General features: G+C 58.4%; 21 protein-coding genes and 1 tRNA gene. 3 read left to right on the top strand and 19 right to left on the bottom strand.

Translation table 11 applies throughout. The features are described 5' to 3' along the window. Position 1: 1 nt before the first annotated feature. The 8 genes from nusA to ftsH form a co-directional block, all read right to left on the bottom strand. Positions 2-1,495 carry a transcription termination factor NusA gene (gene nusA / locus ABNF92_RS13700; protein WP_349342451.1) on the bottom strand — a complete coding sequence of 498 codons (1,494 nt, stop codon included), beginning with the start codon at positions 1,493-1,495 and terminating at the stop codon, positions 2-4. A 55-nt stretch (positions 1,496-1,550) separates the two neighbouring features. Beyond that, on the bottom strand, positions 1,551-2,012 hold the full coding sequence (gene rimP / locus ABNF92_RS13695; protein ID WP_064230003.1) for a ribosome maturation factor RimP: 462 nt from the start codon (positions 2,010-2,012) through the stop codon (positions 1,551-1,553). A 320-nt stretch (positions 2,013-2,332) separates the two neighbouring features. After that, a tRNA-Leu gene (locus ABNF92_RS13690) sits at positions 2,333-2,417 on the bottom strand. A gap of 7 nt (positions 2,418-2,424) precedes the next feature. Then, positions 2,425-2,805 (bottom strand): preprotein translocase subunit SecG, encoded by a 381-nt coding sequence (gene secG / locus ABNF92_RS13685; protein ID WP_008171532.1) that lies wholly within the window; start codon positions 2,803-2,805, stop codon positions 2,425-2,427. A 24-nt stretch (positions 2,806-2,829) separates the two neighbouring features. Continuing rightward, positions 2,830-3,588: a triose-phosphate isomerase gene (tpiA, locus tag ABNF92_RS13680; protein WP_349342450.1), complete on the bottom strand. Its 759-nt coding sequence runs from the start codon at positions 3,586-3,588 to the stop codon at positions 2,830-2,832. 75 nt (positions 3,589-3,663) lie between these two features. Beyond that, positions 3,664-5,007 carry a phosphoglucosamine mutase gene (gene glmM / locus ABNF92_RS13675; RefSeq protein WP_349342449.1) on the bottom strand — a complete coding sequence of 448 codons (1,344 nt, stop codon included), beginning with the start codon at positions 5,005-5,007 and terminating at the stop codon, positions 3,664-3,666. Then, positions 5,007-5,837 (bottom strand): dihydropteroate synthase, encoded by an 831-nt coding sequence (gene folP / locus ABNF92_RS13670; protein ID WP_349342448.1) that lies wholly within the window; start codon positions 5,835-5,837, stop codon positions 5,007-5,009. Before folP ends, glmM begins: the two co-directional genes overlap by 1 nt. Before the next feature lie 93 nt (positions 5,838-5,930). Further along, positions 5,931-7,874, bottom strand: a complete 1,944-nt coding sequence (ftsH, locus tag ABNF92_RS13665) for an ATP-dependent zinc metalloprotease FtsH (protein ID WP_194839041.1) — start codon at positions 7,872-7,874, stop codon at positions 5,931-5,933. Between the two features lie 389 nt (positions 7,875-8,263). Between ftsH and yhbY the strand changes: the two genes are divergently transcribed. Beyond that, a complete protein-coding gene (gene yhbY / locus ABNF92_RS13660) occupies positions 8,264-8,575 on the top strand; it encodes a ribosome assembly RNA-binding protein YhbY (protein ID WP_069181917.1) in 312 nt (103 codons plus the stop codon). A 77-nt stretch (positions 8,576-8,652) separates the two neighbouring features. Here the strand turns inward: yhbY and greA are convergent, their stop codons facing one another. The 7 genes from greA to grpE form a co-directional block, all read right to left on the bottom strand. Next, positions 8,653-9,132, bottom strand: a complete 480-nt coding sequence (gene greA / locus ABNF92_RS13655; RefSeq protein WP_082905172.1) for a transcription elongation factor GreA — start codon at positions 9,130-9,132, stop codon at positions 8,653-8,655. A 4-nt stretch (positions 9,133-9,136) separates the two neighbouring features. Continuing rightward, complete coding sequence (gene carB, locus ABNF92_RS13650) at positions 9,137-12,355, bottom strand: carbamoyl-phosphate synthase large subunit (protein WP_349342447.1); 3,219 nt, start codon at positions 12,353-12,355, stop codon at positions 9,137-9,139. Between the two features lie 80 nt (positions 12,356-12,435). Next, the gene (carA, locus tag ABNF92_RS13645) at positions 12,436-13,566 is read right to left on the bottom strand and encodes a glutamine-hydrolyzing carbamoyl-phosphate synthase small subunit (RefSeq protein ID WP_174805014.1); all 1,131 of its coding nucleotides are present in this window, start codon (positions 13,564-13,566) and stop codon (positions 12,436-12,438) included. A gap of 194 nt (positions 13,567-13,760) precedes the next feature. After that, positions 13,761-14,561: a 4-hydroxy-tetrahydrodipicolinate reductase gene (gene dapB, locus ABNF92_RS13640; RefSeq protein WP_349342446.1), complete on the bottom strand. Its 801-nt coding sequence runs from the start codon at positions 14,559-14,561 to the stop codon at positions 13,761-13,763. A 26-nt stretch (positions 14,562-14,587) separates the two neighbouring features. Continuing rightward, the gene (gene dnaJ, locus ABNF92_RS13635; protein WP_069181921.1) at positions 14,588-15,718 is read right to left on the bottom strand and encodes a molecular chaperone DnaJ; all 1,131 of its coding nucleotides are present in this window, start codon (positions 15,716-15,718) and stop codon (positions 14,588-14,590) included. A gap of 78 nt (positions 15,719-15,796) precedes the next feature. Beyond that, positions 15,797-17,722, bottom strand: coding sequence for a molecular chaperone DnaK (dnaK, locus tag ABNF92_RS13630; protein WP_069181922.1), 1,926 nt, complete (start codon positions 17,720-17,722; stop codon positions 15,797-15,799). 92 nt (positions 17,723-17,814) lie between these two features. Then, positions 17,815-18,417: a nucleotide exchange factor GrpE gene (gene grpE, locus ABNF92_RS13625; RefSeq protein ID WP_069181923.1), complete on the bottom strand. Its 603-nt coding sequence runs from the start codon at positions 18,415-18,417 to the stop codon at positions 17,815-17,817. Positions 18,418-18,672: 255 nt separating this feature from the next. Between grpE and recN the strand changes: the two genes are divergently transcribed. Beyond that, complete coding sequence (recN, locus tag ABNF92_RS13620) at positions 18,673-20,352, top strand: DNA repair protein RecN (protein ID WP_349342445.1); 1,680 nt, start codon at positions 18,673-18,675, stop codon at positions 20,350-20,352. A gap of 94 nt (positions 20,353-20,446) precedes the next feature. Here recN and fur read toward each other — a convergent pair whose 3' ends face one another. Then, positions 20,447-20,857, bottom strand: coding sequence for a ferric iron uptake transcriptional regulator (gene fur / locus ABNF92_RS13615; RefSeq protein WP_069181924.1), 411 nt, complete (start codon positions 20,855-20,857; stop codon positions 20,447-20,449). 122 nt (positions 20,858-20,979) lie between these two features. On the opposite strand from fur, the gene ABNF92_RS13610 reads away from it, so the two are divergent. After that, positions 20,980-21,306 (top strand): outer membrane protein assembly factor BamE, encoded by a 327-nt coding sequence (locus ABNF92_RS13610; protein ID WP_069181925.1) that lies wholly within the window; start codon positions 20,980-20,982, stop codon positions 21,304-21,306. Here ABNF92_RS13610 and ABNF92_RS13605 read toward each other — a convergent pair. The 3 genes from ABNF92_RS13605 to ABNF92_RS13595 all read right to left on the bottom strand — a co-directional run bounded on the left by ABNF92_RS13605 (position 21,300) and on the right by ABNF92_RS13595 (position 23,728). Next, positions 21,300-21,590: an RnfH family protein gene (locus ABNF92_RS13605; protein ID WP_069181926.1), complete on the bottom strand. Its 291-nt coding sequence runs from the start codon at positions 21,588-21,590 to the stop codon at positions 21,300-21,302. The two genes, ABNF92_RS13610 and ABNF92_RS13605, sit on opposite strands and share 7 nt — an antisense overlap. Next, positions 21,587-22,033, bottom strand: a complete 447-nt coding sequence (locus ABNF92_RS13600; protein WP_069181927.1) for a type II toxin-antitoxin system RatA family toxin — start codon at positions 22,031-22,033, stop codon at positions 21,587-21,589. Before ABNF92_RS13600 ends, ABNF92_RS13605 begins: the two co-directional genes overlap by 4 nt. A gap of 72 nt (positions 22,034-22,105) precedes the next feature. Continuing rightward, positions 22,106-23,728, bottom strand: a complete 1,623-nt coding sequence (locus tag ABNF92_RS13595) for a sodium-dependent transporter (RefSeq protein WP_349342444.1) — start codon at positions 23,726-23,728, stop codon at positions 22,106-22,108. Positions 23,729-23,781 lie beyond the last annotated feature (53 nt).

Genomic DNA, 23,781 nt, shown 5'->3' with positions numbered 1-23,781 from the left:
ATTAGGCCTGGTCTTCAAACCAGGGGGCACGTGCAGTCATGATAAGCTGACCAGCACGCTCTTCATCCATACCTTCAATCTCGAGCAAGTCGTCTACCGACTGCTCTGCCAGATCTTCCATGGTGCGCACACCCATACCGGCCAGTTTAAAGGCCAGGCTACGGTCCATGCCGTCCATTCCAAGAAGATCTTCGGCCGGCTCGGCACCCTCGAGCGCTTCCTCGCTTGCCAGGGCCTGGTTAAGCAGGACGTCCTTGGCACGACGGCGCAGCTCGGTGACGGTCTCTTCGTCAAAGCCTTCGATCGCCAGCATCTCTTCCATTGGCACATAGGCCACCTCTTCAATGGAGGTAAACCCTTCCTCGATCAGCACACCGGCAAATTCTTCATCAACGTCCAGATTGCCAGTGAAATGCTCGACAAGCCGGCTGTATTCCTGCTCCTGACGCTCACCGGCTTCTTCCTCGGTCATCACGTTCAGGGTCCAGCCTGTCAGGTCCGTGGCCAGGCGAACGTTCTGTCCGTTCCGGCCGATTGCCTGTGCCAGGTTGTCCTCCGCCACAGCCACTTCCATGGTGTTCCGGTCTTCATCCATAACGATGGACGCAACTTCTGCCGGCGCCATGGCATTGATTACCAGTTGGGCCGGGTTGTCGTCCCACAGCACGATATCAACACGCTCACCGCCCAGCTCATTGGACACTGCCTGAACCCGGGAGCCTCGCATACCAACGCAGGCACCAACGGGATCGATACGCCGATCGTTGGTCTTCACCGCAATTTTGGCCCGGGAACCGGGGTCACGGGCAGCACCACGGATCTCGATCAGCTCTTCAGCAATCTCCGGCACTTCGATGCGGAACAGCTCGATCAGCATCTGCGGAGAGGTGCGGCTCAGAATCAACTGGGGGCCGCGATGATCGGTGCGAATTTCCAGCAGCAGGGAGCGCACACGGTCGCCCATGCGGAACGTCTCGCGCGGGATCAGGTATTCACGGGGCAACAGCGCCTCTGCGTTGGCACCCAGATCAACAATGACATTGTCCCGGGTCACCTTCTTTACAGTACCCGAGACCAGCTCACCAACGCGGTCGCGGTAGCTGTCCACTATCTTGGTGCGCTCTGCCTCACGAACCTTCTGGAAGATAATCTGCTTGGCGGCCTGGGCTCCGATGCGGCCAAAGGCTTCAGACTCGATCTTCTCCTCGTGGATATCACCAGGCTTCAGGGCCGGATCGATTTCCTCGGCTTCCTGCAGGGTAAGCTCAGTGCCAAGCGCAGGAACGGCATCGTTATCGACCACGAGCCAACGGCGGAAGGTTTCGTATTCGCCGGTTTTCCGGTCGATTGCTACCCGGATATCCGCCTCTTCGTCTTCAAAGCGCTTTTTGGCAGCGGTGGCCAGTGCCAGCTCGATCGCCTCAAAAATTACATCCTTCTCGACACCTTTCTCGTTCGAGACGGATTCAACCACCAGCAAGATCTCTTTACTCATTGGATTGCCCTGCCCTTTAAATCAACTGTGCGTCCACGGACTTCATTCAGATCGTTCATTCAAATACCGGCACGATGTGGGCTTTTTCAATGCTGTCGAATGGCAGCAGATACTCGTGATCATCAACGACCACAACCACATCATCACCTTCCACGCCTTTGATCAGCCCCTGAAACTTCCGGCGACCTTCAAATGCCATCCGGAGACGAATCTGAACCTGGTGACCAACAAAGGCCTCGTATTGCTCTAGACGAAACAGCGGGCGATCCATCCCCGGGGATGAGACCTCCAGTGTGTATTCGGTCTGGATGGGATCTTCCACATCCATCACACCGCTGATCTGACGACTGACTTTTTCGCAGTCGTCGATGCCGATGCCGTTCTCGGCATCGTCAATAAACACCCGTAACAGGGAATGATGGCCCTGCGAGCGGAATTCAATGCCCCAGAACTCATACCCCAGACCTTCCACGACGGGCTGAAGAATGTCTTCCAGTTGCTTAAGCTTGGCTGACAAGTTTTGCCTTCTCCGTTATCAATTTACCGGCCCCAAAAACAAAAAAAGGGCTGTTTTATCAGCCCTTTTTATGCACCAGGGCCCGTTGCGCCAGGCCCCTTAATCAAAAAGCCCCGAACAATGGGGCCTTTTGTTGCAAGAACTCGCAGGAAACAAACCGGTGTACCGTTTCCTGCTGACAGACACCTGGCCTGCCAGAAACCCGCCAGCACCACGCGGCACGTCCCAATATCCGCCGGAGTATAGAGACGCCGGACAGACTGGTCAAGGACTGACCAAAAAAAACGGCCTGGAAACTCCAAGCCGTTTTTCTTCTAATATGGTGCCCGGGGCCGGACTCGAACCGGCACGGCTTTCGCCACTACCCCCTCAAGATAGCGTGTCTACCAGTTTCACCACCCGGGCAACATTCTTACTCGAGCTCAGGGAGATCAGACTCCCCACCCTCGGCTTCGCTGGCTGCGGCTTCGCCGTTATCGGCAGCGGTGTCAGCCGGGGCGGCACTGCTGGACTCCTGAACAACAGGAATACCCGCTTCCCCTGCCACTTCGGCACGCTGCTTGGCAAAAATCGCCAGCGAGAAACTTGTTACAAAAAATACCACTGCGAGCAGGGTCGTAAAGCGGGTCAGAAAGCTACCGCTGCCCTGGCTACCAAAAACCGTCTGGGAAGCGCCACCACCAAAGGCAGCACCAGCGTCGGCGCCCTTGCCCTGCTGGATCAGCACCAGACCCACCAGCGCCACCGCGATAACCACGTGCACAACGACTACCAGTGTTTCTACCCAATCCATAACGACTCTCGCGAACCTTTAAATTCAGGTACCCGCCGGAACACTCCGGCAAATACTCACAAAATCTTCTGCTACAAGCGACGCTCCGCCGATTAAACCACCGTCAATATCCGGCTCGGCAAAAAGAGCGGCTGCATTATCCGCTTTTACGCTGCCCCCGTAAAGCAGGGATATATCATTCGCCGGCGCGCCCATCTCTGAAAGCACCTGCCGGAGCGACGCATGCATTGCCTGGGCATCTTGCGCCGTCGCGGTTTTGCCTGTGCCAATTGCCCAGACCGGCTCGTAAGCAACAATCACGCGTTGCCACTGATCCTTTGCAACGCCTGCCAGCCCGGCCTTCACCTGGGAAGCGACCAAAGACTCGGCTTTGCCCGCCTCGCGCTCTTCCAGAGTCTCACCGACACAGAGCACTGCATGAAGCCCGGCGGCAAGGACCCGGCCAACCTTTTCCGCGACCACATCGTCTGACTCACCAAAGAGCTGACGACGCTCGGAGTGCCCGACCAGGGCATACTGACAACCCTGATCCACCGCCATTTCCGCAGAAATCTCGCCGGTGTAGGCACCGGAACTCCACTGCCCCACGTTCTGAACGCCAACTGACAGACTACCACCTGCGTTCGCGACTACGTCTCCGACATAAATTGCGGGAGGAATAATAACAACCTCGACGCCATTATCAAGAGAGGCCGCCTGGGATTGCACATCGCTTACCAGCGTCTGCGCCAGGCCTTTCGACCCGTTCATTTTCCAGTTTCCGGCTACGATCTTTCGACGCATAACAGTTCCCGAACGTGAGGGAGGGCGAACTATACAGCACTCCCTCCCGGCAGACAACCGCCTGAAAACACAAAATTAAGCGGTGGATTTCTCCACGACTTTTGCCAACTCCTCGACCACTCGCAAAATTTCGTTGGCATCCTGGCCTTCCGCCATCACCCTGATCAGCGGCTCGGTTCCGGAGGCCCTGAGCAGAATTCGGCCGGAGCCGCCCAACTCTGTTTCGAATTTACGAACCGCAGCTACGATATCGTCACGACTGAACGGATCGAAACGCTGTTCTACCCGGACATTGATCATTTTCTGGGGCAGCTTGCTCATACCCTGGCGCAGCTCGGAAAGCGTTTTCCCGGACTTCCAGACAGAGAGCAGAACCTGCAGCGCCGAAACAATACCGTCGCCGGTGCTGGTGCAGTCGCGGATAACCATGTGGCCAGAGCCCTCGCCACCCAAAACCCAGTTGTTCGCCAGCAGCCGCTCCATCACGTAACGATCGCCAACTTTCGCGCGCTCGAATTCGATTCCGATTTCATTCAGCGCAAGCTCAACGCCCAGGTTGGTCATCAGCGTACCCACGACGCCGCCTTTAAGGCGATCTTCCGCAAACCGCTGGGAGGCGATCACGTAGAGCAGCTCATCGCCGTCCACTTCAGAGCCGTCACGGTCCACCATCAAAACCCGGTCGCCATCGCCATCGAACGCAATGCCCAGGTCAGCGCGTTTCTCGACCACTGCGGCCTTGAGTGCGTCCAGATGCGTGGAGCCGACGTTCAGATTGATGTTAAGCCCATCCGGATCAGCGCCAATCACCGACACTTTGGCGCCAAGCTCACGAAACACCTTGGGCGCCACGTGGTAGGTGGCACCATGGGCACAATCCAGCACGATGTTCATCCCGTCGAGGGTAAACTCGTTGGGCACGGTGCTCTTGCAGAATTCCACATAACGGCCGGGGGCATCATCCACTCGGGAGGCCTTGCCCAGCTCGGTTGGCCCGCAGACTTCAATGGGCTTATCCAGCCAGCGCTCAATCTCTGCCTCCAGGGCGTCATCAAGCTTGGTACCGGCCGCCGAGAAGAACTTGATACCGTTATCATGATGTGGGTTGTGGGAGGCACTGATTACGATACCCGCCGAGGCACGGAAAGTGCGGGTCAGATAGGCAATGGCGGGCGTCGGCATCGGGCCGAGAAGCTTTACATCGACGCCTGCAGCCGCAAGGCCGGCTTCCAGGGCGGACTCGAACATGTAACCGGAAAGCCGGGTATCCTTGCCGATCAGCACGCTGTTGCGCTGACCATCCCGCTTGAAGGCCTGGCCGGCGGCCCAACCCAGTTTGAGCATGAATTCCGGCGTTATCGGAAACTCACCCACGCGTCCGCGAATACCGTCCGTACCAAAGTACTTTCTCTCGGACATTAACCTGCCTCCTTCACTGCCGCCACCACACGGACGGCGTCTACTGTTTCCCTTACATCGTGCACGCGAATAATGCTCGCACCCTTCATGGCCGCTATTGTCGCGGCCGCAACGCTTGCAGGCAACCTTTCGTTCACGCCCCGGCCGGTGATATGCCCCAGCATGGACTTCCTGGAAACGCCAACCAGTAACGGATGCCCAAGGATATGCATCTGCTCAAGACAGGCAAGCAGCTGCAGATTGTGCTCAAGGCTCTTGCCGAAACCGAAGCCGGGATCGAGAAGGATATTTTCGGGGCGAATACCGGCAAGCTCTGCAACACGCATACGCTCCGTGAGAAAGGCACTCACCTCGCGCCGCACGTTACGGTATTCCGGGCGATCCTGCATGGTATCCGGCTCTCCCTGGATATGCATGATGCAAACAGGGATACCCGCCTGTGCTGCAACTTCCGGAGCACCGTCACGCTGAAGGGCGCGAACATCATTAATAAGCCCGGCGCCGAGCTTTGCCGTCTCGGCCATGACTTCCGGTGCACTGGTGTCTACCGAAATCACTGCATCCAGCTCCCGGGCAGCGGCTTCCACCACCGGGCACACCCGATCCAGCTCCTCCTGGACGGAGACCGGCGTCGCTCCCGGCCTCGTGGATTCGCCGCCGATATCGATGAAAGTGGCGCCATCAGCAACCATCTGCCTTGCTCTGGCGAGGGCCGCATCAGGCCGGTTGAATTGCCCGCCATCGGAAAACGAATCCGGTGTTACATTCAAGATGCCCATCACATGGCAGCGGGACATATCCAGTTCCCGGCCGGCAAAATTCATTTTCATGGCAAACCTTTTTTTCAATGACAAAAACAAACGCCGCCCGGAATCCGGGCGGCGCAGGGAACTACACTATTTCTAACCGGAAGCCACTGGCGGTCAGTGTTCTCCAGCCGGTCGACCGACACCGGGGTGACGACCGTCATCAGAGGACTTCGGCTCCGGCGCCGCTTCAGGCTCATCGGCCTTAACGCCTCCAGTGGGGCCACTACCATCCCAACCCTTGGGCGGACGCGGTTCGCGACCTTCCATGATGTCGTCGATCTGGTAACGGTCGATAGTCTCGTATTTCATCAAGGCTTCGGCCATCAGATCGAGCTTTTCCCGGTTGTCGATCAGGATCTGCTTGGCTTTCTCGTAGCAGCTGTCGATGATATTTCGGACTTCTTCATCAATGCGCTGGGCCGTCTCCGGCGAATACACCGTCTGGGACTGGCCCGCAGAGCGGCCGAGGAACGGCTCTTCACTGTCGGTATCGTACTGCAAAGGCCCAAGCTTCTCGGACAGCCCCCAGCGAGTCACCATGTTCCGCGCCAGGCTGGTCGCCCGCTCAATGTCGTTGGACGCACCGGTGGTAACGCCATCAAAGCCGAGTGTCAGCTCTTCGGCGATACGACCACCAAACAAACTGCAGATGGAGCTGATCAGGAAGCGCTTGCTGTGGCTGTACTTGTCCTCTTCAGGGAGGAACATGGTGACACCCAGAGCACGACCGCGAGGAATAATACTCACCTTATAGACCGGATCGTGTTCCGGCATCAGCCGGCCGACAATCGCGTGCCCGGACTCGTGGTACGCCGTGTTGCGCTTTTCTTTCTCGCTCATCACCATGGACTTGCGCTCGGCGCCCATCATGATTTTATCTTTGGCGAGTTCGAATTCTTCCATGGACACCAGACGCTGGTTGCGACGGGCCGCAAACAGAGCTGCCTCATTGACCAGGTTAGCGAGGTCCGCACCGGAGAACCCGGGCGTGCCGCGAGCAATCAGAACCGGCTCCACGCCGTCAGCCAGGGGCACTTTCTTCATGTGCACCTTGAGGATCTGCTCACGACCAATGATGTCTGGCAGGCCAACAACAACCTGACGGTCAAAACGGCCCGGACGCAACAGTGCCGGGTCAAGAACGTCCGGACGGTTGGTTGCAGCAATGACGATAACGCCTTCGTTACCCTCAAAACCGTCCATCTCAACCAGCAACTGGTTCAGGGTCTGCTCACGCTCGTCGTGACCACCGCCCATGCCGGCACCACGATGGCGGCCGACGGCATCGATCTCGTCGATAAAGATAATGCAGGGGCTCTGCTTCTTGGCCTGCTCGAACATGTCGCGAACCCGGGACGCGCCCACACCCACGAACATCTCGACAAAGTCAGAACCGGAGATGGAGAAGAACGGCACCTTCGCTTCGCCGGCAATGGCCTTGGCAAGCAGGGTCTTACCCGTACCAGGCTGGCCGACCATCAGAACGCCCTTCGGAATACTGCCACCGAGGCGCTGGAACTTGCTCGGATCCCGCAGGAAATCCACCAGCTCTTTCACGTCTTCCTTGGCCTCATCAACACCGGCCACGTCCGCGAAGGTGGTCTTGATCTGGTCTTCGCTCATCAGGCGCGCCTTGCTCTTGCCGAACGACATGGGGCCTTTGCCGCCACCGCCGCCCTGCATCTGGCGCATGAAGAACACAAACAGTGCAATGATGATCAGTATCGGGAACGCCGCCACCAGCAGCTGAGTCCACAGGCTCTGGCGCTCAGGCTCCTTACCAATGACCTCGACGTTGTTTGCGAGCAGATCGTCCATCAGCTTGTTGTCAGACACCTGAGGACGGATTGTCTGGAACTGGGAGCCGTCACCACGGGTACCCTGAACCTGCAACCCATCAATTGTGACCTGACGGACCTGTCCTTGCTGGACCATCTCCACAAACTGGGAATAGTTGACTTGTTGGCCGGTGGTGGTGGGAGAGAAATTCTGAAACACCATCAGCAGCACAGCGGCTATGATTAGCCAGAGAACCAGATTTTTTGCCATATCGTTCAAGGATCATCACCTGTGAATTGAAGGGAATGCCTTTCGCAAAGCACCCTTTTCCGACACCTTACACCAATTGTACGCCCGTCCACCAGAAACGGCCCATCCGTATCGGCCACAAACCACGCACAACTACCTTCGATGAAAAGTACCCTTTAACCCCCATATTGGGTGCCATATCTGAAATTACAACAGCAACCCAGGATATGGCTCAGTTCGTTCAAGCATTTTGACCCGTCGCCCCCGGGTTGGTTCCTTCAGCCTGCACCAACCACGTTGGTACGTGTTAACGGCCATTTTTACAGCAGGGCGATCTGGTACAATTCGTCGATTATACGTTTGAGTCAGCACTTTCGCCGCTGACCTTTTGTTAATTGCACCGATAAAGAGATTACATCATGAGTCTTTCACCGGAACAGCGCCGGGAATACCGGGCCATTGCCCACAACCTCAAGCCCGTTATCATCGTAGGCGACAAAGGCCTGTCCGAAGGACTCCAGGAAGAACTGGAGCGCGCACTGAACGATCACGAGCTGATCAAGATCAAGGTGGCCAGCCAGGACCGTGAAGCGAGGCAGGAAGCTATTACGGCCCTGTGTGAGTCCTCCGGCGCCGAGTTGGTCCAGACCATCGGAAAGATCGCCGTTATTCTGCGTCGGGCCAAGCAGCCCAACCCCAAGCTTTCCAACCTGTTGCGCCACAAGCACTGACCTGACGCCAGGGGAAGCAGGAACAAAAAAGCCGGCTGGGGAAACCCGAGCCGGCTTTTTGTTACCTGCAGATCGGATCAGACGTATTCGACCTGCTCGATCTCGTATTCCACGGTACCGGAAGGCACTCGAATGGCAACCACATCGCCTTCGCTCTTGCCCACCAGCGCCCGGGCAATGGGAGAGGAGATCGACAGTTTACCCGCCTTGATATCCGCCTCATCCTCACCAACGATCTTGTAGGTCACCTGCTCGTCGGTGTCCATGTTCAGCAGATGCACCGTGGTACCGAAGATCACCTTGCCGGTGTTCTCCATGGTGGTCACATCGATAACCTGAGCTGCCGAGAGCTTGCCTTCGATTTCCTGAATCCGGCCTTCAATAAAGCTCTGTTGTTCACGGGCAGCGTGGTATTCGGCGTTCTCTTTCAGGTCGCCGTGTTCACGGGCATCGGCAATCGCCGCAATAACCCGCGGACGGTCCTCGGACTTCAGCTTCTGAAGCTCCTCGCGGAGGCGGGTTTCGCCCGCCTTTGTCATCGGTACTCTGTCAGCCATAGTCTCACTTTCCTGCGTGAAGATCCTGGAGGCGGCGTACAGTGCGCTCCGGGCCAAACTTGATGGCCCGGCAGAAGGCTTCGCCGCCCGCCAGTGTTGTTGTGTAGGTCACCTTGGTCTGCAAGGCCGACTGGCGGATCTGCGCTGAGTCGGAAATCGCCTTGCGACCTTCAGTGGTATTGATGATCAGCTGAACCTGACCGTTCTTGATGGCATCCACAATATGCGGACGCCCCTCACGGACCTTGTTCACCCGATCCACCTCGATTCCGGCCTCTTTCAGGGCCTTGGCGGTGCCGGTGGTGGCAATCAGCTTGAATCCGGCTTCCACCAGGTCCCGCGCTACCTTCGCGGCGCCCGGCTTGTCCACATCCCGTACGGACATGAAGGCGGTGCCTTTGGCAGGCAAACGCTCGCCCACCGCCAGCGCGGCCTTTGCAAAGGCCTCGTCAAAGCTGTCACCCAGGCCCATGACCTCACCGGTCGACTTCATTTCCGGCCCCAGGATCGGATCCACCGCCGGGAACTTGTTGAACGGGAATACCGATTCTTTCACCGCGTAGTAACGCGGGATGATTTCCTGGGTGAAGCCCAGTTCTGCCAGGGTCTTGCCGGCCATGACCCGGGCGGCGACCTTGGCCAGGGAAACACCGATGGCCTTGGAGACGAACGGCACGGTCCGGGAGGCCCGCGGGTTGACCTCGATCACGTAGATCTCGCCATCCTGCCACGCCAGCTGCACGTTCATCAGGCCAATCACGTCCAGCTCGATGGCCATCTTCTTGACCGCATCGCGCATCTCGTCCTGAACCTGCTGGGACAGGGTGTACGGCGGCAGTGAACAGGCGGAATCGCCGGAGTGCACGCCGGCCTGCTCGATGTGCTGCATGATGCCGCCAATCACCACATCCTTACCGTCGGAGATGGCGTCAATGTCCACCTCGATGGCGGCGTTCAGGAAGTGGTCGAGCAGCACGGGGCTGTCGTTGGAGACCAGCACCGCGTTGCGCATGTAGCGAACCAGCTCTTCCTCGTCATAGACGATTTCCATGGCCCGGCCGCCCAGCACGTAGGACGGGCGAACCACCAGCGGGTAACCGATTTCCCGGGCCGCCAGGATGCCTTCCTCGTGACTGCGGACGGTGGCGTTCTCCGGCTGCTTCAGCCCCAGGCGCTGGATCATCTGCTGGAACCGTTCCCGGTCCTCGGCGCGGTCAATGGCGTCCGGACTGGTGCCGATGATGGGCACACCGGCCGCCTCCAGGCCACGGGCCAGTTTCAGCGGGGTCTGGCCGCCGTACTGGACGATCACACCCTTGGGCTTCTCCACGTGGATGATTTCCAGCACGTCTTCCAGGGTGATCGGCTCGAAGTACAACCGGTCGGAGGTGTCGTAGTCGGTGGACACGGTCTCCGGGTTGCAGTTGATCATGATGGTTTCGTAGCCGTCGTCACGCATGGCCAGGGCCGCGTGGACACAGCAGTAGTCAAATTCGATGCCCTGCCCGATCCGGTTGGGGCCACCACCAATCACCACGATCTTCTCTCGATCGCTGGCGTCGGCCTCGCACTCTTCCTCATAGGTGGAGTACATGTAGGCGGTGTCGGAGGCAAACTCGGCGGCGCAGGTATCCACGCGCTTGTACACCGGGCGGATGCCCAGGTCGTGGCGCAGTTTGCGCAGGCTCACTTCGGAGATGCCCAGCAGTTTGGCCAGGCGGGCGTCAGAGAAGCCCTTGCGCTTGAGGCGGAACAGGGTGGCCTGATCAATGTCGGCCTTACCGGCGCTCTTCAGGGCCTGCTCTTCCTTGATCAGATCCTCGATCTGCACCAGGTACCAGGGATCCACCTTGGTGTGGGCGAACACGTCCTCGACACTCATGCCGGCCCGGAAGGCGTCACCGATGTACCAGACGCGATCGGCGCCGGGCACGTTCAGTTCCCGGGTCAGGGTCTCCTGGGCGTTTTCCGAGGTCAGTTCTTCCAGCTTTTCATCAAAGCCTTCGGAGCCCACTTCCAGGCCGCGCAGGGCTTTCTGCAGCGACTCCTGGAAGGTGCGACCGATGGCCATGACCTCACCCACGGATTTCATCTGGGTGGTCAGGCGGGCGTCGGCCTGGGGGAATTTCTCGAAGGTGAACCGGGGAATCTTGGTGACCACGTAGTCGATGGACGGCTCGAACGAGGCCGGGGTGACGCCGCCGGTGATTTCGTTGCGCAGCTCATCCAGGGTGTAGCCCACGGCCAGTTTGGCGGCGACCTTGGCGATCGGGAAGCCGGTGGCCTTGGAGGCCAGGGCCGAGGAACGGGACACCCGCGGGTTCATCTCGATCACCACCATGCGGCCGGTGTCCGGGTTAATGCCGAACTGAACGTTGGACCCGCCGGTTTCCACACCGATCTCACGCAGGACCGCCAGGGAGGCGTTCCGCATGATCTGGTATTCCTTGTCGGTGAGGGTCTGGGCCGGGGCCACGGTGATGGAGTCACCGGTATGCACGCCCATGGCGTCGAAGTTCTCGATGGCGCAGACGATGATGCAGTTGTCGTTCTTGTCGCGAACAACTTCCATCTCGTACTCTTTCCAGCCGATCAGGGATTCGTCGATCAGCAGTTCGTTGGTGGGCGACAGGTCCAGACCGCGGGTGCAGATTTCTTCGAATTCGTCGCGGTTGTAGGCGATACCGCCACCAGAGCCACCCATGGTGAAGGAGGGGCGGATGATGCACGGGAAGCCGATGTCGTCGGCCACTTTCCAGGCTTCTTCCATGGAGTGGGCGATGGTGGCCCGGGGGCACTCCAGGCCAATCTTCTTCATGGCCTTGTCAAAGCGGTCGCGGTCTTCGGCTTTGTCGATGGTGTCGGCGTTGGCGCCGATCATTTCCACGCCGTGTTTTTCGAGGATGCCGTGGCGCTCCAGATCCAGGGCGCAGTTCAGTGCGGTCTGGCCGCCCATGGTCGGCAGCAGCGCATCCGGCTGTTCTTTCTCGATGATCTTCTCGACAGTCTTCCAGGTGATCGGCTCGATGTAGGTGGCATCGGCCATGACCGGGTCGGTCATGATGGTGGCCGGGTTGGAGTTCACCAGGATAACCCGGTAGCCCTCTTCGCGCAGGGCCTTGCAGGCCTGGGCTCCGGAGTAATCAAACTCGCACGCCTGCCCGATCACGATGGGGCCGGCGCCCAGGATCAGGATGCTTTGGATGTCGGTACGTTTTGGCATGTCTTGGTAAACCTGTCAGCAACTTTTGAATTCTTGCAGCGCTATATATGGCGCCCGTGAGCTTTCCGTGGCGATCGGTCTCAGGCCGATCGCGCTTCCATCAGGCGGATAAACTCGTCAAACAGCGGGGCCACATCATGGGGACCGGGGCTGGCTTCCGGGTGCCCCTGGAAGCTGTAGGCCGGCTTATCGGTCCGGCGGATGCCCTGCAGGGTACCGTCAAACAGAGACTTGTGAGTCGCCTCGACATTTGCCGGCAGTGTTGCCTCATCCACGGCAAACCCGTGGTTCTGGCTGGTAATCATCACGGTACCCTTGGCGATATCCTGCACCGGATGATTGGCACCGTGGTGGCCATGGCCCATCTTCATGGTTTTCGCACCGCTGGCCAGGGCCAGCAGCTGGTGCCCCAGGCAAATGCCAAACACCGGAATCTCGGTTTCCAGGACTTCCTTGATGGCGGTGATGGCGTAATCGCAGGGCTCGGGATCACCGGGGCCGTTGGACAGGAAAATGCCGTCCGGATTCATCGCCAGCACTTCGGAGGCCGGGGTCTGGGCCGGAACCACGGTAATGTCACAGCCGCGGGAGGCGAGCATGCGCAGGATGTTCAGCTTTACACCATAATCCCAGGCAACCACTTTAAACCGGGATTCCTTCCGTTCACCGTACCCCTCGCCCAGGGTCCACTCGGTCTCGCTCCAGGACCAGATCTTGTCGGAGGTAACTTCTTTCGCCAGATCCATGCCTTTCAGGCCGGGGAAGGCTTTGGCCAGCTCCAGCGCGCGCTCGGCAGTGGCGTTTTCTCCGGCCACGATGGCACCGTTCTGGGAACCTTTGTCCCGGAGGATGCGAGTAAGGCGACGGGTATCAATGTCAGCGATACCAACAATGTTGTTGCTTCGCAGGTAGTCGTCCAGGCTTCCCTTGCTGCGCCAGTTGCTGGCCAGCAGCGGCAGATCGCGAATAATCAGGCCGGCGGCCTGGATGCGGTCTGACTCAATGTCTTCTTCGTTCACACCGGTGTTGCCAATGTGCGGGTAAGTCAGGGTTACGATCTGGCGGGAGTAGGACGGGTCGGTCAGGATTTCCTGATAGCCGGTCATGGCGGTGTTGAACACCACTTCACCGCTGGTTTCTCCGTCGGCGCCAATGGCGCTGCCGTAGAACAGGCTTCCGTCTGCGAGTGCAAGGATTGCGGGTGTGCTCAAGGCTTGTATCCTCATCGAGTGGCGTATCGGTTCGTCACGAACAGGAACGCAAGCGCAAATTCAGGTTGCAAAAAAGCGAGACGGAGTCTTAACTCGGTCCCGCTTTTTCAGAAACTTTGTGCAAAGGTACGCTTGGTGCAGTCAAACCGCCTTATTGTAAAAAATATGGCGGTTTGTGTCCATGAGAAATGGACTCACTTCAGATCAAGCACATCCTGCATATCATAAAGCCCCGCCGACTTGTCCTTTAGCCACAATGCCGCCCGCATGGCGCCCTTGGCAAAAGTCATCCGACTGCTGGCCTTGTGGGTCACTTCGATGCGCTCACCCTCGGTGGCGAACAGAACGGTGTGGTCGCCCACCACGTCACCGGCACGAATGGTCTCGAAACCGATTTCCTTGCGGGTGCGCTCACCGGTAAAGCCTTCACGGCCATAGACGGCGCATTCTTTCAGGTCGCGACCCAGTGCATCGGCGACAACTTCGCCCATGCGCAGGGCCGTTCCGGAGGGCGCGTCTTTCTTGTGGCGGTGATGGGCTTCGATGATTTCCACGTCGTAGTCGTCACCCAGGGTTGCAGCGGCGGTGCGCAGCAGGTTGAGGACGACGTTGACACCCACGCTCATGTTCGGGGCGAACACCACTGGCGTTGCTTCGGCGGCCAAAGCCAGCTGCTGTTTTTCGGCGTCAGACATGCCGGTGGTGCCGATGACGAGCATCTTGCCGTTGGCCTTGCAGAATTCAGCATTCTCCAGGGTCAGGTCCGGGAAGGTGAAGTCGATGAGGACATCGAAATCGTCCTTCACATCGGCCAGACTGCCGGCCATTTTTATGCCGGTTTTGCCGATACCGGTCATCTCGCCCGCATCGGCGCCGATCAGGCTGCTGCCCGGCTCAACGACCGCAGCGCCCAACTCAAGGCCTTCGGTACCGTCAACGGCTTCGATCAGGACTTTTCCCATGCGCCCGGCGGCGCCGATGATTGCTACCCTCATGTTCGCGTTCCTTTTTGTCGGGCCGATCAGAATTTCATTTCGTCGAAGAAGCTTTTAACGCCTTCAAACCAGGAGCTCTTCTTCGGACCATGCTCGGTGCCGTTGCTGCCATCCAGGGTTTTCTGGAACTCTTCCAGCAGTTCTTTTTGGCGCTTGGTGAGGTTTACCGGTGTTTCCACGATCACGCGACACAGCAGATCACCGGCGGGGCCACCCCGAACCGGGCTGACGCCCTTGTTACGCAGACGGAACAGTTTGCCGGTCTGGGTTTCCGCCGGAATCTTCAGCTTCACCCGGCCATCCAGTGTCGGCACTTCGAGCTCTCCACCCAGAGAGGCATCAACGATGCTGATGGGCACTTCGCAGTAGAGGTTCCGGCCATCGCGCGTAAAGATGGAGTGTTCGCGCACTGCAATCTGTACATACAGGTCGCCCGGAGGCCCGCCATCGACACCCATCTCGCCTTCGCCAGAAAGGCGAATGCGGTCGCCGGTGTCCACGCCGGGGGGCACTTTAACCGACAGTGTTTTCTCTTCCTGAACCCGACCCTGGCCATGACAGGCTTTGCACGGGTTCTTGATGATCTGGCCCGAGCCTCGACAGGTCGGACATGCCTGCTGCACGGTGAAGAAACCCTGTTGCATGCGCACCTGGCCCATCCCCTTACAGGTACCGCAGGTTTCCGGCTGGGAGCCTTTCTCGGCACCGCTACCGTCGCACACTTCACATTCACGATGCCCCGGAATCTTGATCTGGACCGTCTTGCCTTTTACAGCTTCCTCCAGATCCAACTCCAGGGTGTAGCGCAGGTCGGCGCCACGGGTGTTGCGGCCACGACCACCGCCACCACCGAAGATATCACCGAACACATCGCCGAAAATATCCGAGAAGCTGGCACCGCCGCCTCCGAATCCGCCACCGCCGGCCTGGCCGTCCACGCCGGCATGGCCGAACTGGTCATAGGCAGCCCGCTTGGACGGCTCTGCCAGTACTTCGTAGGCTTCGCTGGCCTCTTTGAACTTGTTCTCGGCTTCGGTGTCGTCCGGGTTACGGTCGGGGTGGTACTTCATGGCGAGCTTTCGGTAGGCTCGCTTGATTTCCTTCTCGTCCGCGTCCCGGGAAATCCCGAGAATCTCGTAATAATCGCGTTTGGCCATGCTTTTAAAACCCTGTTTTTAAACGCGGAAAACGCGGGGAGCTCCCCGCGTTTTCCAACTGCCTGATGTACGTCAGATTTACCGCTTGTCGTCGTCTTTGACTTCTTCGAACTCAGCGTCGACGGCGTCGTCAGACTGCTGGCCCTGGGCCTGCTCCTGCCCACCGGCCTGCTGCGCCTGATCAGCCTGATCTGCATACATCTTCTGGGCCAGCTCGGAAGAGACTTCAGTCAGCTTCTGAGTCTTGGCTTCGATGTCTTCCTTGTCGGAACCTTCCAGAGCTTCCTCCAGCTCTTTGATGGAAGCCTCGATAGACTCTTTCTCGCTGTCGCTGACCTTGTCACCGGCATCTTTCAGGGTCTTGCGAACGGCGTGAACCATTGCATCACCCTGGTTGCGCACCTGAACAAGCTCTTCGAACTTGCGATCTTCCTCGGCGTTGGCTTCGGCATCGCGAACCATCTTTTCGATTTCGTCATCGTTCAGACCGGAAGAGGCCTTGATCACGATGGACTGTTCCTTGCCAGTAGCCTTGTCCTTGGCGGACACGTTCAGAATACCGTTGGCGTCGATGTCGAAGGTAACTTCGATCTGCGGTACGCCACGCGGTGCCGGCGGAATGTCTGCCAGGTCGAAACGGCCCAGAGATTTGTTCTGGTTCGCCTGCTTGCGCTCACCCTGAACCACGTGAATGGTCACGGCAGTCTGGTTGTCGTCCGCTGTGGAGAAGGTCTGCGACTTCTTGGTCGGAATCGTGGTGTTCTTCTCGATCAGCGGAGTGGCCACGCCACCCATGGTTTCGATACCCAGGGTCAGCGGGGTTACGTCCAGCAGCAGCACGTCTTTCACGTCGCCAGACAGAACGGCTGCCTGGATCGCAGCACCCATGGCCACGGCTTCGTCCGGGTTAACGTCCTTACGGGCTTCTTTGCCGAAGAACTCTTTAACCTTCTCCTGAACCAGCGGCATACGGGTCTGACCGCCGACCAGGATAACCTCGTCGATTTCACCGGCCTTCATGCCTGCGTCTTCCAGAGCCACCTTACAGGGCTCAAGGCTGCGCTGGACCAGGTCTTCCACCAAGGATTCCAGCTTGGCACGGGTCAACTTCACGTTCATGTGCTTGGGCCCGGACGCATCGGCCGTGATGTACGGCAGGTTCACGTCGGTCTGCTGGCTGCTGGAAAGCTCGATTTTCGCTTTCTCGCCAGCTTCTTTCAGACGCTGCATCGCCAGGGAGTCGCCACGCAGGTCGATGCCGCTGTCTTTCTTGAACTGGTCTGCCAGGTACTCGATGATTTTCAGGTCGAAGTCTTCACCACCGAGGAAGGTATCACCGTTGGTGGCCAGAACCTCGAACTGGTGCTCACCGTCCACGTCGGCAATTTCGATGATGGACAGGTCGAAAGTACCACCGCCCAGGTCGTATACAGCCACGGTGCGGTCACCGCTCTTTTTGTCCAGGCCATAGGCCAGGGCAGCCGCGGTCGGCTCGTTGATGATCCGCTTTACTTCCAGACCGGCGATCTTGCCTGCATCCTTGGTGGCCTGACGCTGGCTATCGTTGAAGTAGGCCGGAACGGTGATAACCGCTTCGGTCACTTTCTCACCCAGGTAGTCTTCTGCAGTCTTCTTCATTTTCTTGAGAACTTCTGCAGACACCTGCGGCGGCGCCATCTTTTCGCCTTTCACTTCTACCCAGGCGTCACCGTTGTCCGCCTTGGTAATTTTATAAGGCACCATCTTGATGTCTTTCTGAACAACATCGTCTTCGAAACGACGACCGATCAGACGCTTGATGGCGTACAGGGTATTGTTCGGGTTGGTTACCGCCTGACGCTTGGCTGACTGGCCAACCAGGGTTTCACCATCATCGGTGTAGGCAATGATGGACGGGGTGGTGCGATCACCCTCGGCGTTTTCAATTACCTTCACCTTATCGCCATCCATGATGGCAACACAGGAGTTGGTCGTTCCCAGATCGATACCGATAATTTTGCTCATTGAGTCACTCCAATTCTTCTGAATGCTTTCCCGGAGGGGATTAGCCTCCGCTTTCGCTATTTACTGGCTATATTGGCGCTTTAATCGGCTTTTCAAGCCTGCTCATCAATTTTTGGTGCGTCTTCCGCCTTGGCGACCATCACCATGGCCGGCCGCACAACCCGACCATTCAGCAGATAGCCTTTCTGAACCACGGCAACCACACTGTTTGGCTCTGCATCAGGCGCGGGCACCATGGACATGGCTTCGTGCTGCTGGGGATCGAACGGTTCGCCCACAGGGTTAAGCTGCTCAACGTTGAACTTCTTCAGACTGGACATGAACAGATTCAGTGTCATTTCCACACCTTCACGGATGGACGCAACCAACTCGCCCGATTCCTCGTGCCCTTCAGTGCTCTCGACCGCCTTCTCAAGACTGTCCGCAACCGGCAGCAACTCCTTGACGAACTTTTCAAGGGCAAACTTGTGAGCTTTCTCCACATCAATTTCGGCGCGACGCCGAACGTTCTGCATCTCCGCCTGGGAGCGCAGCATCTGCTCCTGAAACTCCTGAACCTGAGCCTTGAGCGCTTCCACTTCGGAGACTTCGCCGTTTTCTCCAGCCTCGCCTTCGGCAGATTGGGCTTCCTCTTTGGCAGCCTCGAGGGCTTCGTTCAGTTCCTCGTGCTCGTTCCGGTTCTCGTCAGTGCTCATGGCTACTCCTGCTTGTTCGAATGCGGCCCACTATCAGTGGCCGGTTAAACATGGGCTCCGGCCGCAGCGAGCCGGAAAATGTCGTTGCGAACGGATATGGGGCCCGCTCTTCAGGTTTCAACCACCAATGCCTGCATTCCTGAAGAAAATCCCATCCGCCGATTTGCAAACAACAAAAACCCTGTATATATTCACAGCAACTGTATACATTCACAGTGTTTTGCCGGTCTCAGGAAAAACGCGGAGGTTATCTGCATGCTGACTCAACTTACGGTTTCCAATTACGCCATCGCCGAACGGGTGGAACTCCAGTTCAACAAGGGCATGACGGCGCTCACCGGCGAGACCGGCGCTGGCAAATCTATCGTACTGGACGCCCTGGGCCTGGCCATGGGCGGGCGCGCAGATGCCGGAGCAGTCCGCCATGGCGCCAAGCGCGCTGATATTACCGCCACCTTCGACGTGTCCGGCATTCCCGAAGCGGGAGACTGGCTCGCCCAGCACGAACTGGATGACGACAACGACTGCATCCTGCGCCGGGTGATCAGCAAGGATGGCCGCTCCCGGGCCTACATCAATGGCCAGCCCTGCCCACTGAACCATTTGAAGGAACTTGGCGGGCTGTTGATGGACATTCACAGCCAGCATCAACATCAGTCGCTGTTACGCAAGGACACCCACCGCAAACTGGTGGACGAGTTTGCCGGCGTTGAAGCCCTGGCCGCCGACACCCGCGAGGCCTGGAAAACCTGGAACCAGATCCGCCAACGGCTGACCGAGCGTCGGCAGAACGCCGACGAAGCGGAGGCCAAGCTGCAACTGCTGCGTTACCAGGTGGAAGAGCTGGACCGCCTGGCTCTGGAAGACGGCGAACAAGAACAACTGGAACAAGAGCAGGCGCAACTGAGCCAGGCCGACGCGGTTCTGCACAGCAGCCACCAGGCTGCGCTGCTGTGCACCGAAGATGAGACCAGCGCAGCCGACCTGGTTCGCCAGGCACTGCAACAACTGGAACAGCTTCCCGTGGACGTGCCCGCGCTGGCCGACACCATCCAGATGTTGAACGAAGCCCAGATTCAGATCAGCGAAGCCGGCGACAACCTGCGTCATTTTGTCGAAGATTATGAGGCCGATCCGGCTCGCCTGGCTGAAGTGGAAGAGCGGCTTAGCGCTATTTACCAGATGGCCCGCAAACACCGGATCACACCGGAGGAATTACCGGAATTGCACCAGCGCCTGAGCGCCGAGTTGGCGGAATTGGACGGCGGCGAAGGCAGCCTGGAACAGCTGGAAGCAGAACTGGAAAGCCAACGAGCACGTTTCGACGATCTGGCCGGCAAGCTGTCAGAAGCCCGCGCCAAAGCAGCAGCCGAACTCGATCAGCGGGTCGCAGCCGAACTTGCCCAGCTGAGCATGCCCAACATGCAGTTCATTACCCACCTGAATCGCAGCAACAGCGAAGAACCGATGCCCCACGGCCTGGAAGAGATTGAATTCCTGGTTAGCGCCAACCCGGGGCAACCGGCGCGGCCACTGGCCAAAGTGGCTTCCGGCGGTGAACTGTCGCGGATCAGCCTTGCCATCCAGGTGGTGGTAGCCCAGACCTCAACCACGCCGACGCTGGTCTTTGATGAGGTGGACGTAGGCATTGGCGGTGGCACAGCCGAAGTGGTTGGCCGACTGCTCCGGACGCTTGGCAGCAATGGCCAGGTATTGTGCGTTACCCACCTGCCGCAGGTAGCAGCCCAGTGCCATCAGCACCTGTTTGTCAGCAAGTTTACCGAGCAGGATGCAACCTTCTCGAAAATCGAGACACTGGACGATCAGGGCAGAATCAGTGAAGTGGCGAGAATGCTGGGAGGCGTTGACATGACCGAACACACGATCGCTCATGCCCGGGAAATGTTTTCGAAGGGGCAGGCAACCCATCACTGAGCCGCGAGCTACTTTCCACTACCCCTCTCGATCCTGAGAGCTGTTGGGGCGGGCAAAACCCGCCCCTTTTTTCGTCAGGCCGACTGGATCAGGCTCAGGACTTGATGGGCTTTACGTACAAAATCAGGCTGTGATCGACGATTTCGTAACCGTGCTCTTCGGCAATCTTCTTCTGGCGCTCTTCAATGATCTCGTCGACGAACTCGACGACTTCACCAGTCTGGGTGCAAACCATATGGTCGTGGTGATCGTCGCCAGCCATCTCGAACACGGCGTGGCCGCCTTCGAAGTTGTGGCGGAGAACCAGACCCGCCGCCTCAAACTGGGTCAGCACCCGGTAGACTGTTGCCAGCCCCACGTCATCGCCTTGATCCAGAAGCTTCTTGTACACATCTTCGGCACTGAGATGATGCTCTTCCGCAGTCTCCAGGATGTTGAAGATCTTTACGCGTGGTAGCGTCACTTTCAGACCGACTTTTCGCAATTCGGCGTTTTCAGATGACATGTTACTATTCACTCTTTGGTGTGCCTCACGGCTTCCGGTATGATGAAGCCGCCATTGAACGGTCAACCCGTGTCACACCTGCCTCTGGCAGGCGATTTCAAGATAGAGGATTTCCCCCGGCGATGCAAAAGCTCACAGCTCTGATTCTCACTCTCGTTCTATCCGGTTGCGTTTTCCCCGGCGTTTACAAGATCAACGTCCAGCAGGGAAACATCGTTACCGATGAGGAGCTGACGCAGCTGACCGAAGGCATGCCCCGCAGCCAGGTGCACGCCGTGATGGGAACGCCCCTTATGCTTAATCCGGTGGATCCGTCCCGCGAGTACTACGTGTATACGTTCCAGAGAGAGGGTGGAGACATCCAGGAACAAAGAATTATCGTGTACTACGAAGACGACCAGTACGCCTACTACGAGGCCCAATTGCTGGAAGAAACACCGGCTTACTGAGCCTGGTCTTTCTTTTTCGCCCGGTTCAATCGCGCCTGCTTGGGATCGATCTTCAGCGGGCGATACAGCTCCACCCGGTCGCCTTCACGCAATTCGTGGGCGGCCGGATCTTTGATCACCTTTCCGAACACACCCATATCGATGGTGTCAGGATCAATTTCCGGAAAAATATCGGTGATTCCGGACAGCTTGGCGGCCTCAAGAGCAGTCGTTCCCTCTGGCACATTCACCGGAACAATTTCCTGCCGGTCAGGCCTTGCATAGGCCACTTCCACCTGAATCATGCACCCTCCTTCCGGTACAACTCATCGGCACGACGACAGAATGCATCCACCATGGTATTCGCCGCCTGACTGAATACCGGCCCGAAGGTCATCCTTGAGAGCGATCCGGAAAACTCGAACTCCAGCGTAAGGACCACTTTGCAGGCGTTCTCATCCAGGGATTTGAAGTGCCAACGGCCCGTCAGGTTGCGAAAAGGGCCGTCCACCAGATTCATCTCGATTGCCTCTGGCATCAGCAGCTGATTTCGGGTCGTCAACTTGTGGCGAACTCCACCCTTGGCGATCTCCAGGGACGCAGTTATCTGCTCTGGCTCCTGCTCGTGAATTTCCGCTCCCGCACACCAGGGCAGAAACTCCGGGTAACGGGCAATATCGTTGACCAGGTGAAACATGCGCTCGGCGGAGTGCATAACCAAAGCTGTTTTATCAATCTGATGGGGCATTGGAACCGGTTGTCCTGCTTGCAAACACGCTGTGAAAAGGTTGCAGACTTCTGGAAAGGAAGACAGCCTTAATCACACGCTATGATAAAGGATATCGTCCTGTTTTGGGGCTTTTTCGCCTGGCTTACCACCGCCTTCGTCCTTTTCGGACGACTTCTGGTCGGCCGCAGGCGTCGCCCTGTCTCCTTCCGCCTGCTCATCGGATTCTGCTGATGTGCCAGCAGGCGAACGATCGGTCGATGGCGCCTCCTCAACCTCTGAGAGCAAGCTTGCGGGCCGTTCGCACCAGGCCGCCGCATTGCCATTGCTGCAAAGATTGGCCAGTGAAAAGGCCGTGTACTGCACCCCTATCCAGGCGACGACCAGAGGCAGTACAAGGCGCATCACCCAGAACCAGATGCCGGTAAACAGCTTCGGTGCAGCGCCCAGCATGGTACCGGAAAGATGCCTGGTCAGGCACCAGCCTGTAAATAGCGCTACCAGGATGGCCACGAGGGGAATCAGCAAACCACCGGTGACCAGTTCAAGCCAGCGGAACAGGGTAGCGCCGCCAATGCGCTGTTCGGCCCAGACATTGAATGAGAGCAGAGAGGCAAGCCCCGCCAGCCACACTGCCAGGCCAATGAGCAACACCGACAGTTTTCTCGGCGCGCCGGTCCACTCCCGGAACCAGCCAACAATCGGCTCAAGCAGATTCAGGGATGTGGTCCAGACAATCAGCACTACCAGCAAAAATACGGCCGCAATCACGAACTGGCTTGCCGGCAAATGGGCCAGAGTGACCGGCATGGAGACGAACAACAGGCTGAAGCCTCGCTCACCGTCAAAGCTGTTGCCGTCGGTCGCAATCGCGAAGATCATCAGGCCTGCCAGGATGGCCACCAGGGTATCCATCAGCACCACCGCCAGAATCGAGCGCTTCAGACGGGTGTGGGAGGTGGTGTAGGAACCCAGTATGGCCCAGACGCCCATGCCGAGACCGAGAGTGAAGAAGGCATGAAACAGCGCCGCCTTGAGGCTCTCCCAGGACAGACCCTCAGGATGCATTGCCAGGATGTGATCGATGGCGCCGTCGACCCGCCCGTGCCAGGCTGCCAGGGCAAAGAGCACAAGCATCAGCACCAGGGCGCCCGGCACCACCACTCGCAGGGCCCGCTCCAACCCATTCACCACCCCCTGGGCCGAGACCCACAACACCAGCAACAGAAAAAAGACATGCCAACCCATGAAAACCCGGTATGCCTTGGGGTCGGACACCAGGCCGGCCAGAATGCCGGTTGCCTCCGGCTCGCCGGCACCGGAAAACCGGCCGAGCGCCCCGAAAAACACGTAAGCCAGGGCAATGGCGCCGAACACAGCGGTGAACGAAAGCACCAGGAACGCCGCCAGTATGCTGAGCCGGCCCACCGCCATCCAGGCTCGGGACTGCTTGGCACTGCGGATCAGCCCGTCCATGGCGAGGACAATGCCGTGACGGGCATAGCGGCCAATGGCAGCCTCGGTCACCATCAGCGGCAAGGTAACCAGCAGCAGACAGGCAAGGTAAAGCAGGATGAACAGGCCGCCACCATGCAGGCTGGCCAGGTAGGGGAACTGCCACAGATTGGCAAGCCCCACGGTAGCGCCCACCGCGGCCCAGAAGAAGGTTGATTTTCGGGTAAACGACCCGATATGTGTCTGATACGGCGTAGGCATTCGCTTCCCTGAGGCCACTGAACAGGTCGGGGAGAAGGTCTGGGCCAGTATTG

It is taken from the genome of Marinobacter sp. MMG032 (genome assembly GCF_040112695.1).
GTDB classification, from domain to species: domain Bacteria; phylum Pseudomonadota; class Gammaproteobacteria; order Pseudomonadales; family Oleiphilaceae; genus Marinobacter; species Marinobacter salsuginis.
The sequence above is the reverse complement of the archived record's forward strand: the minus strand, read 5'-3'. Positions and strand labels throughout refer to the sequence as shown.

What these genes read in the sequence shown, in the direction of transcription:
- nusA (WP_349342451.1), bottom strand. Translation starts at nt 1,495, where the DNA reads ATGAGTAAAGAGATCTTGCTGGTGGTTGAATCCGTCTCGAACGAGAAA.
- secG (WP_008171532.1), bottom strand. Translation starts at nt 2,805, where the DNA reads ATGGATTGGGTAGAAACACTGGTAGTCGTTGTGCACGTGGTTATCGCG.
- tpiA (WP_349342450.1), bottom strand. Translation starts at nt 3,588, where the DNA reads ATGCGTCGAAAGATCGTAGCCGGAAACTGGAAAATGAACGGGTCGAAA.
- glmM (WP_349342449.1), bottom strand. Translation starts at nt 5,007, where the DNA reads ATGTCCGAGAGAAAGTACTTTGGTACGGACGGTATTCGCGGACGCGTG.
- folP (WP_349342448.1), bottom strand. Translation starts at nt 5,837, where the DNA reads ATGAAAATGAATTTTGCCGGCCGGGAACTGGATATGTCCCGCTGCCAT.
- yhbY (WP_069181917.1), top strand. Translation starts at nt 8,264, where the DNA reads ATGAGTCTTTCACCGGAACAGCGCCGGGAATACCGGGCCATTGCCCAC.
- greA (WP_082905172.1), bottom strand. Translation starts at nt 9,132, where the DNA reads ATGGCTGACAGAGTACCGATGACAAAGGCGGGCGAAACCCGCCTCCGC.
- carB (WP_349342447.1), bottom strand. Translation starts at nt 12,355, where the DNA reads ATGCCAAAACGTACCGACATCCAAAGCATCCTGATCCTGGGCGCCGGC.
- dapB (WP_349342446.1), bottom strand. Translation starts at nt 14,561, where the DNA reads ATGAGGGTAGCAATCATCGGCGCCGCCGGGCGCATGGGAAAAGTCCTG.
- dnaJ (WP_069181921.1), bottom strand. Translation starts at nt 15,718, where the DNA reads ATGGCCAAACGCGATTATTACGAGATTCTCGGGATTTCCCGGGACGCG.
- dnaK (WP_069181922.1), bottom strand. Translation starts at nt 17,722, where the DNA reads ATGAGCAAAATTATCGGTATCGATCTGGGAACGACCAACTCCTGTGTT.
- grpE (WP_069181923.1), bottom strand. Translation starts at nt 18,417, where the DNA reads ATGAGCACTGACGAGAACCGGAACGAGCACGAGGAACTGAACGAAGCC.
- recN (WP_349342445.1), top strand. Translation starts at nt 18,673, where the DNA reads ATGCTGACTCAACTTACGGTTTCCAATTACGCCATCGCCGAACGGGTG.
- fur (WP_069181924.1), bottom strand. Translation starts at nt 20,857, where the DNA reads ATGTCATCTGAAAACGCCGAATTGCGAAAAGTCGGTCTGAAAGTGACG.
- ABNF92_RS13610 (WP_069181925.1), top strand. Translation starts at nt 20,980, where the DNA reads ATGCAAAAGCTCACAGCTCTGATTCTCACTCTCGTTCTATCCGGTTGC.
- ABNF92_RS13605 (WP_069181926.1), bottom strand. Translation starts at nt 21,590, where the DNA reads ATGATTCAGGTGGAAGTGGCCTATGCAAGGCCTGACCGGCAGGAAATT.
- ABNF92_RS13600 (WP_069181927.1), bottom strand. Translation starts at nt 22,033, where the DNA reads ATGCCCCATCAGATTGATAAAACAGCTTTGGTTATGCACTCCGCCGAG.
- ABNF92_RS13595 (WP_349342444.1), bottom strand. Translation starts at nt 23,728, where the DNA reads ATGCCTACGCCGTATCAGACACATATCGGGTCGTTTACCCGAAAATCA.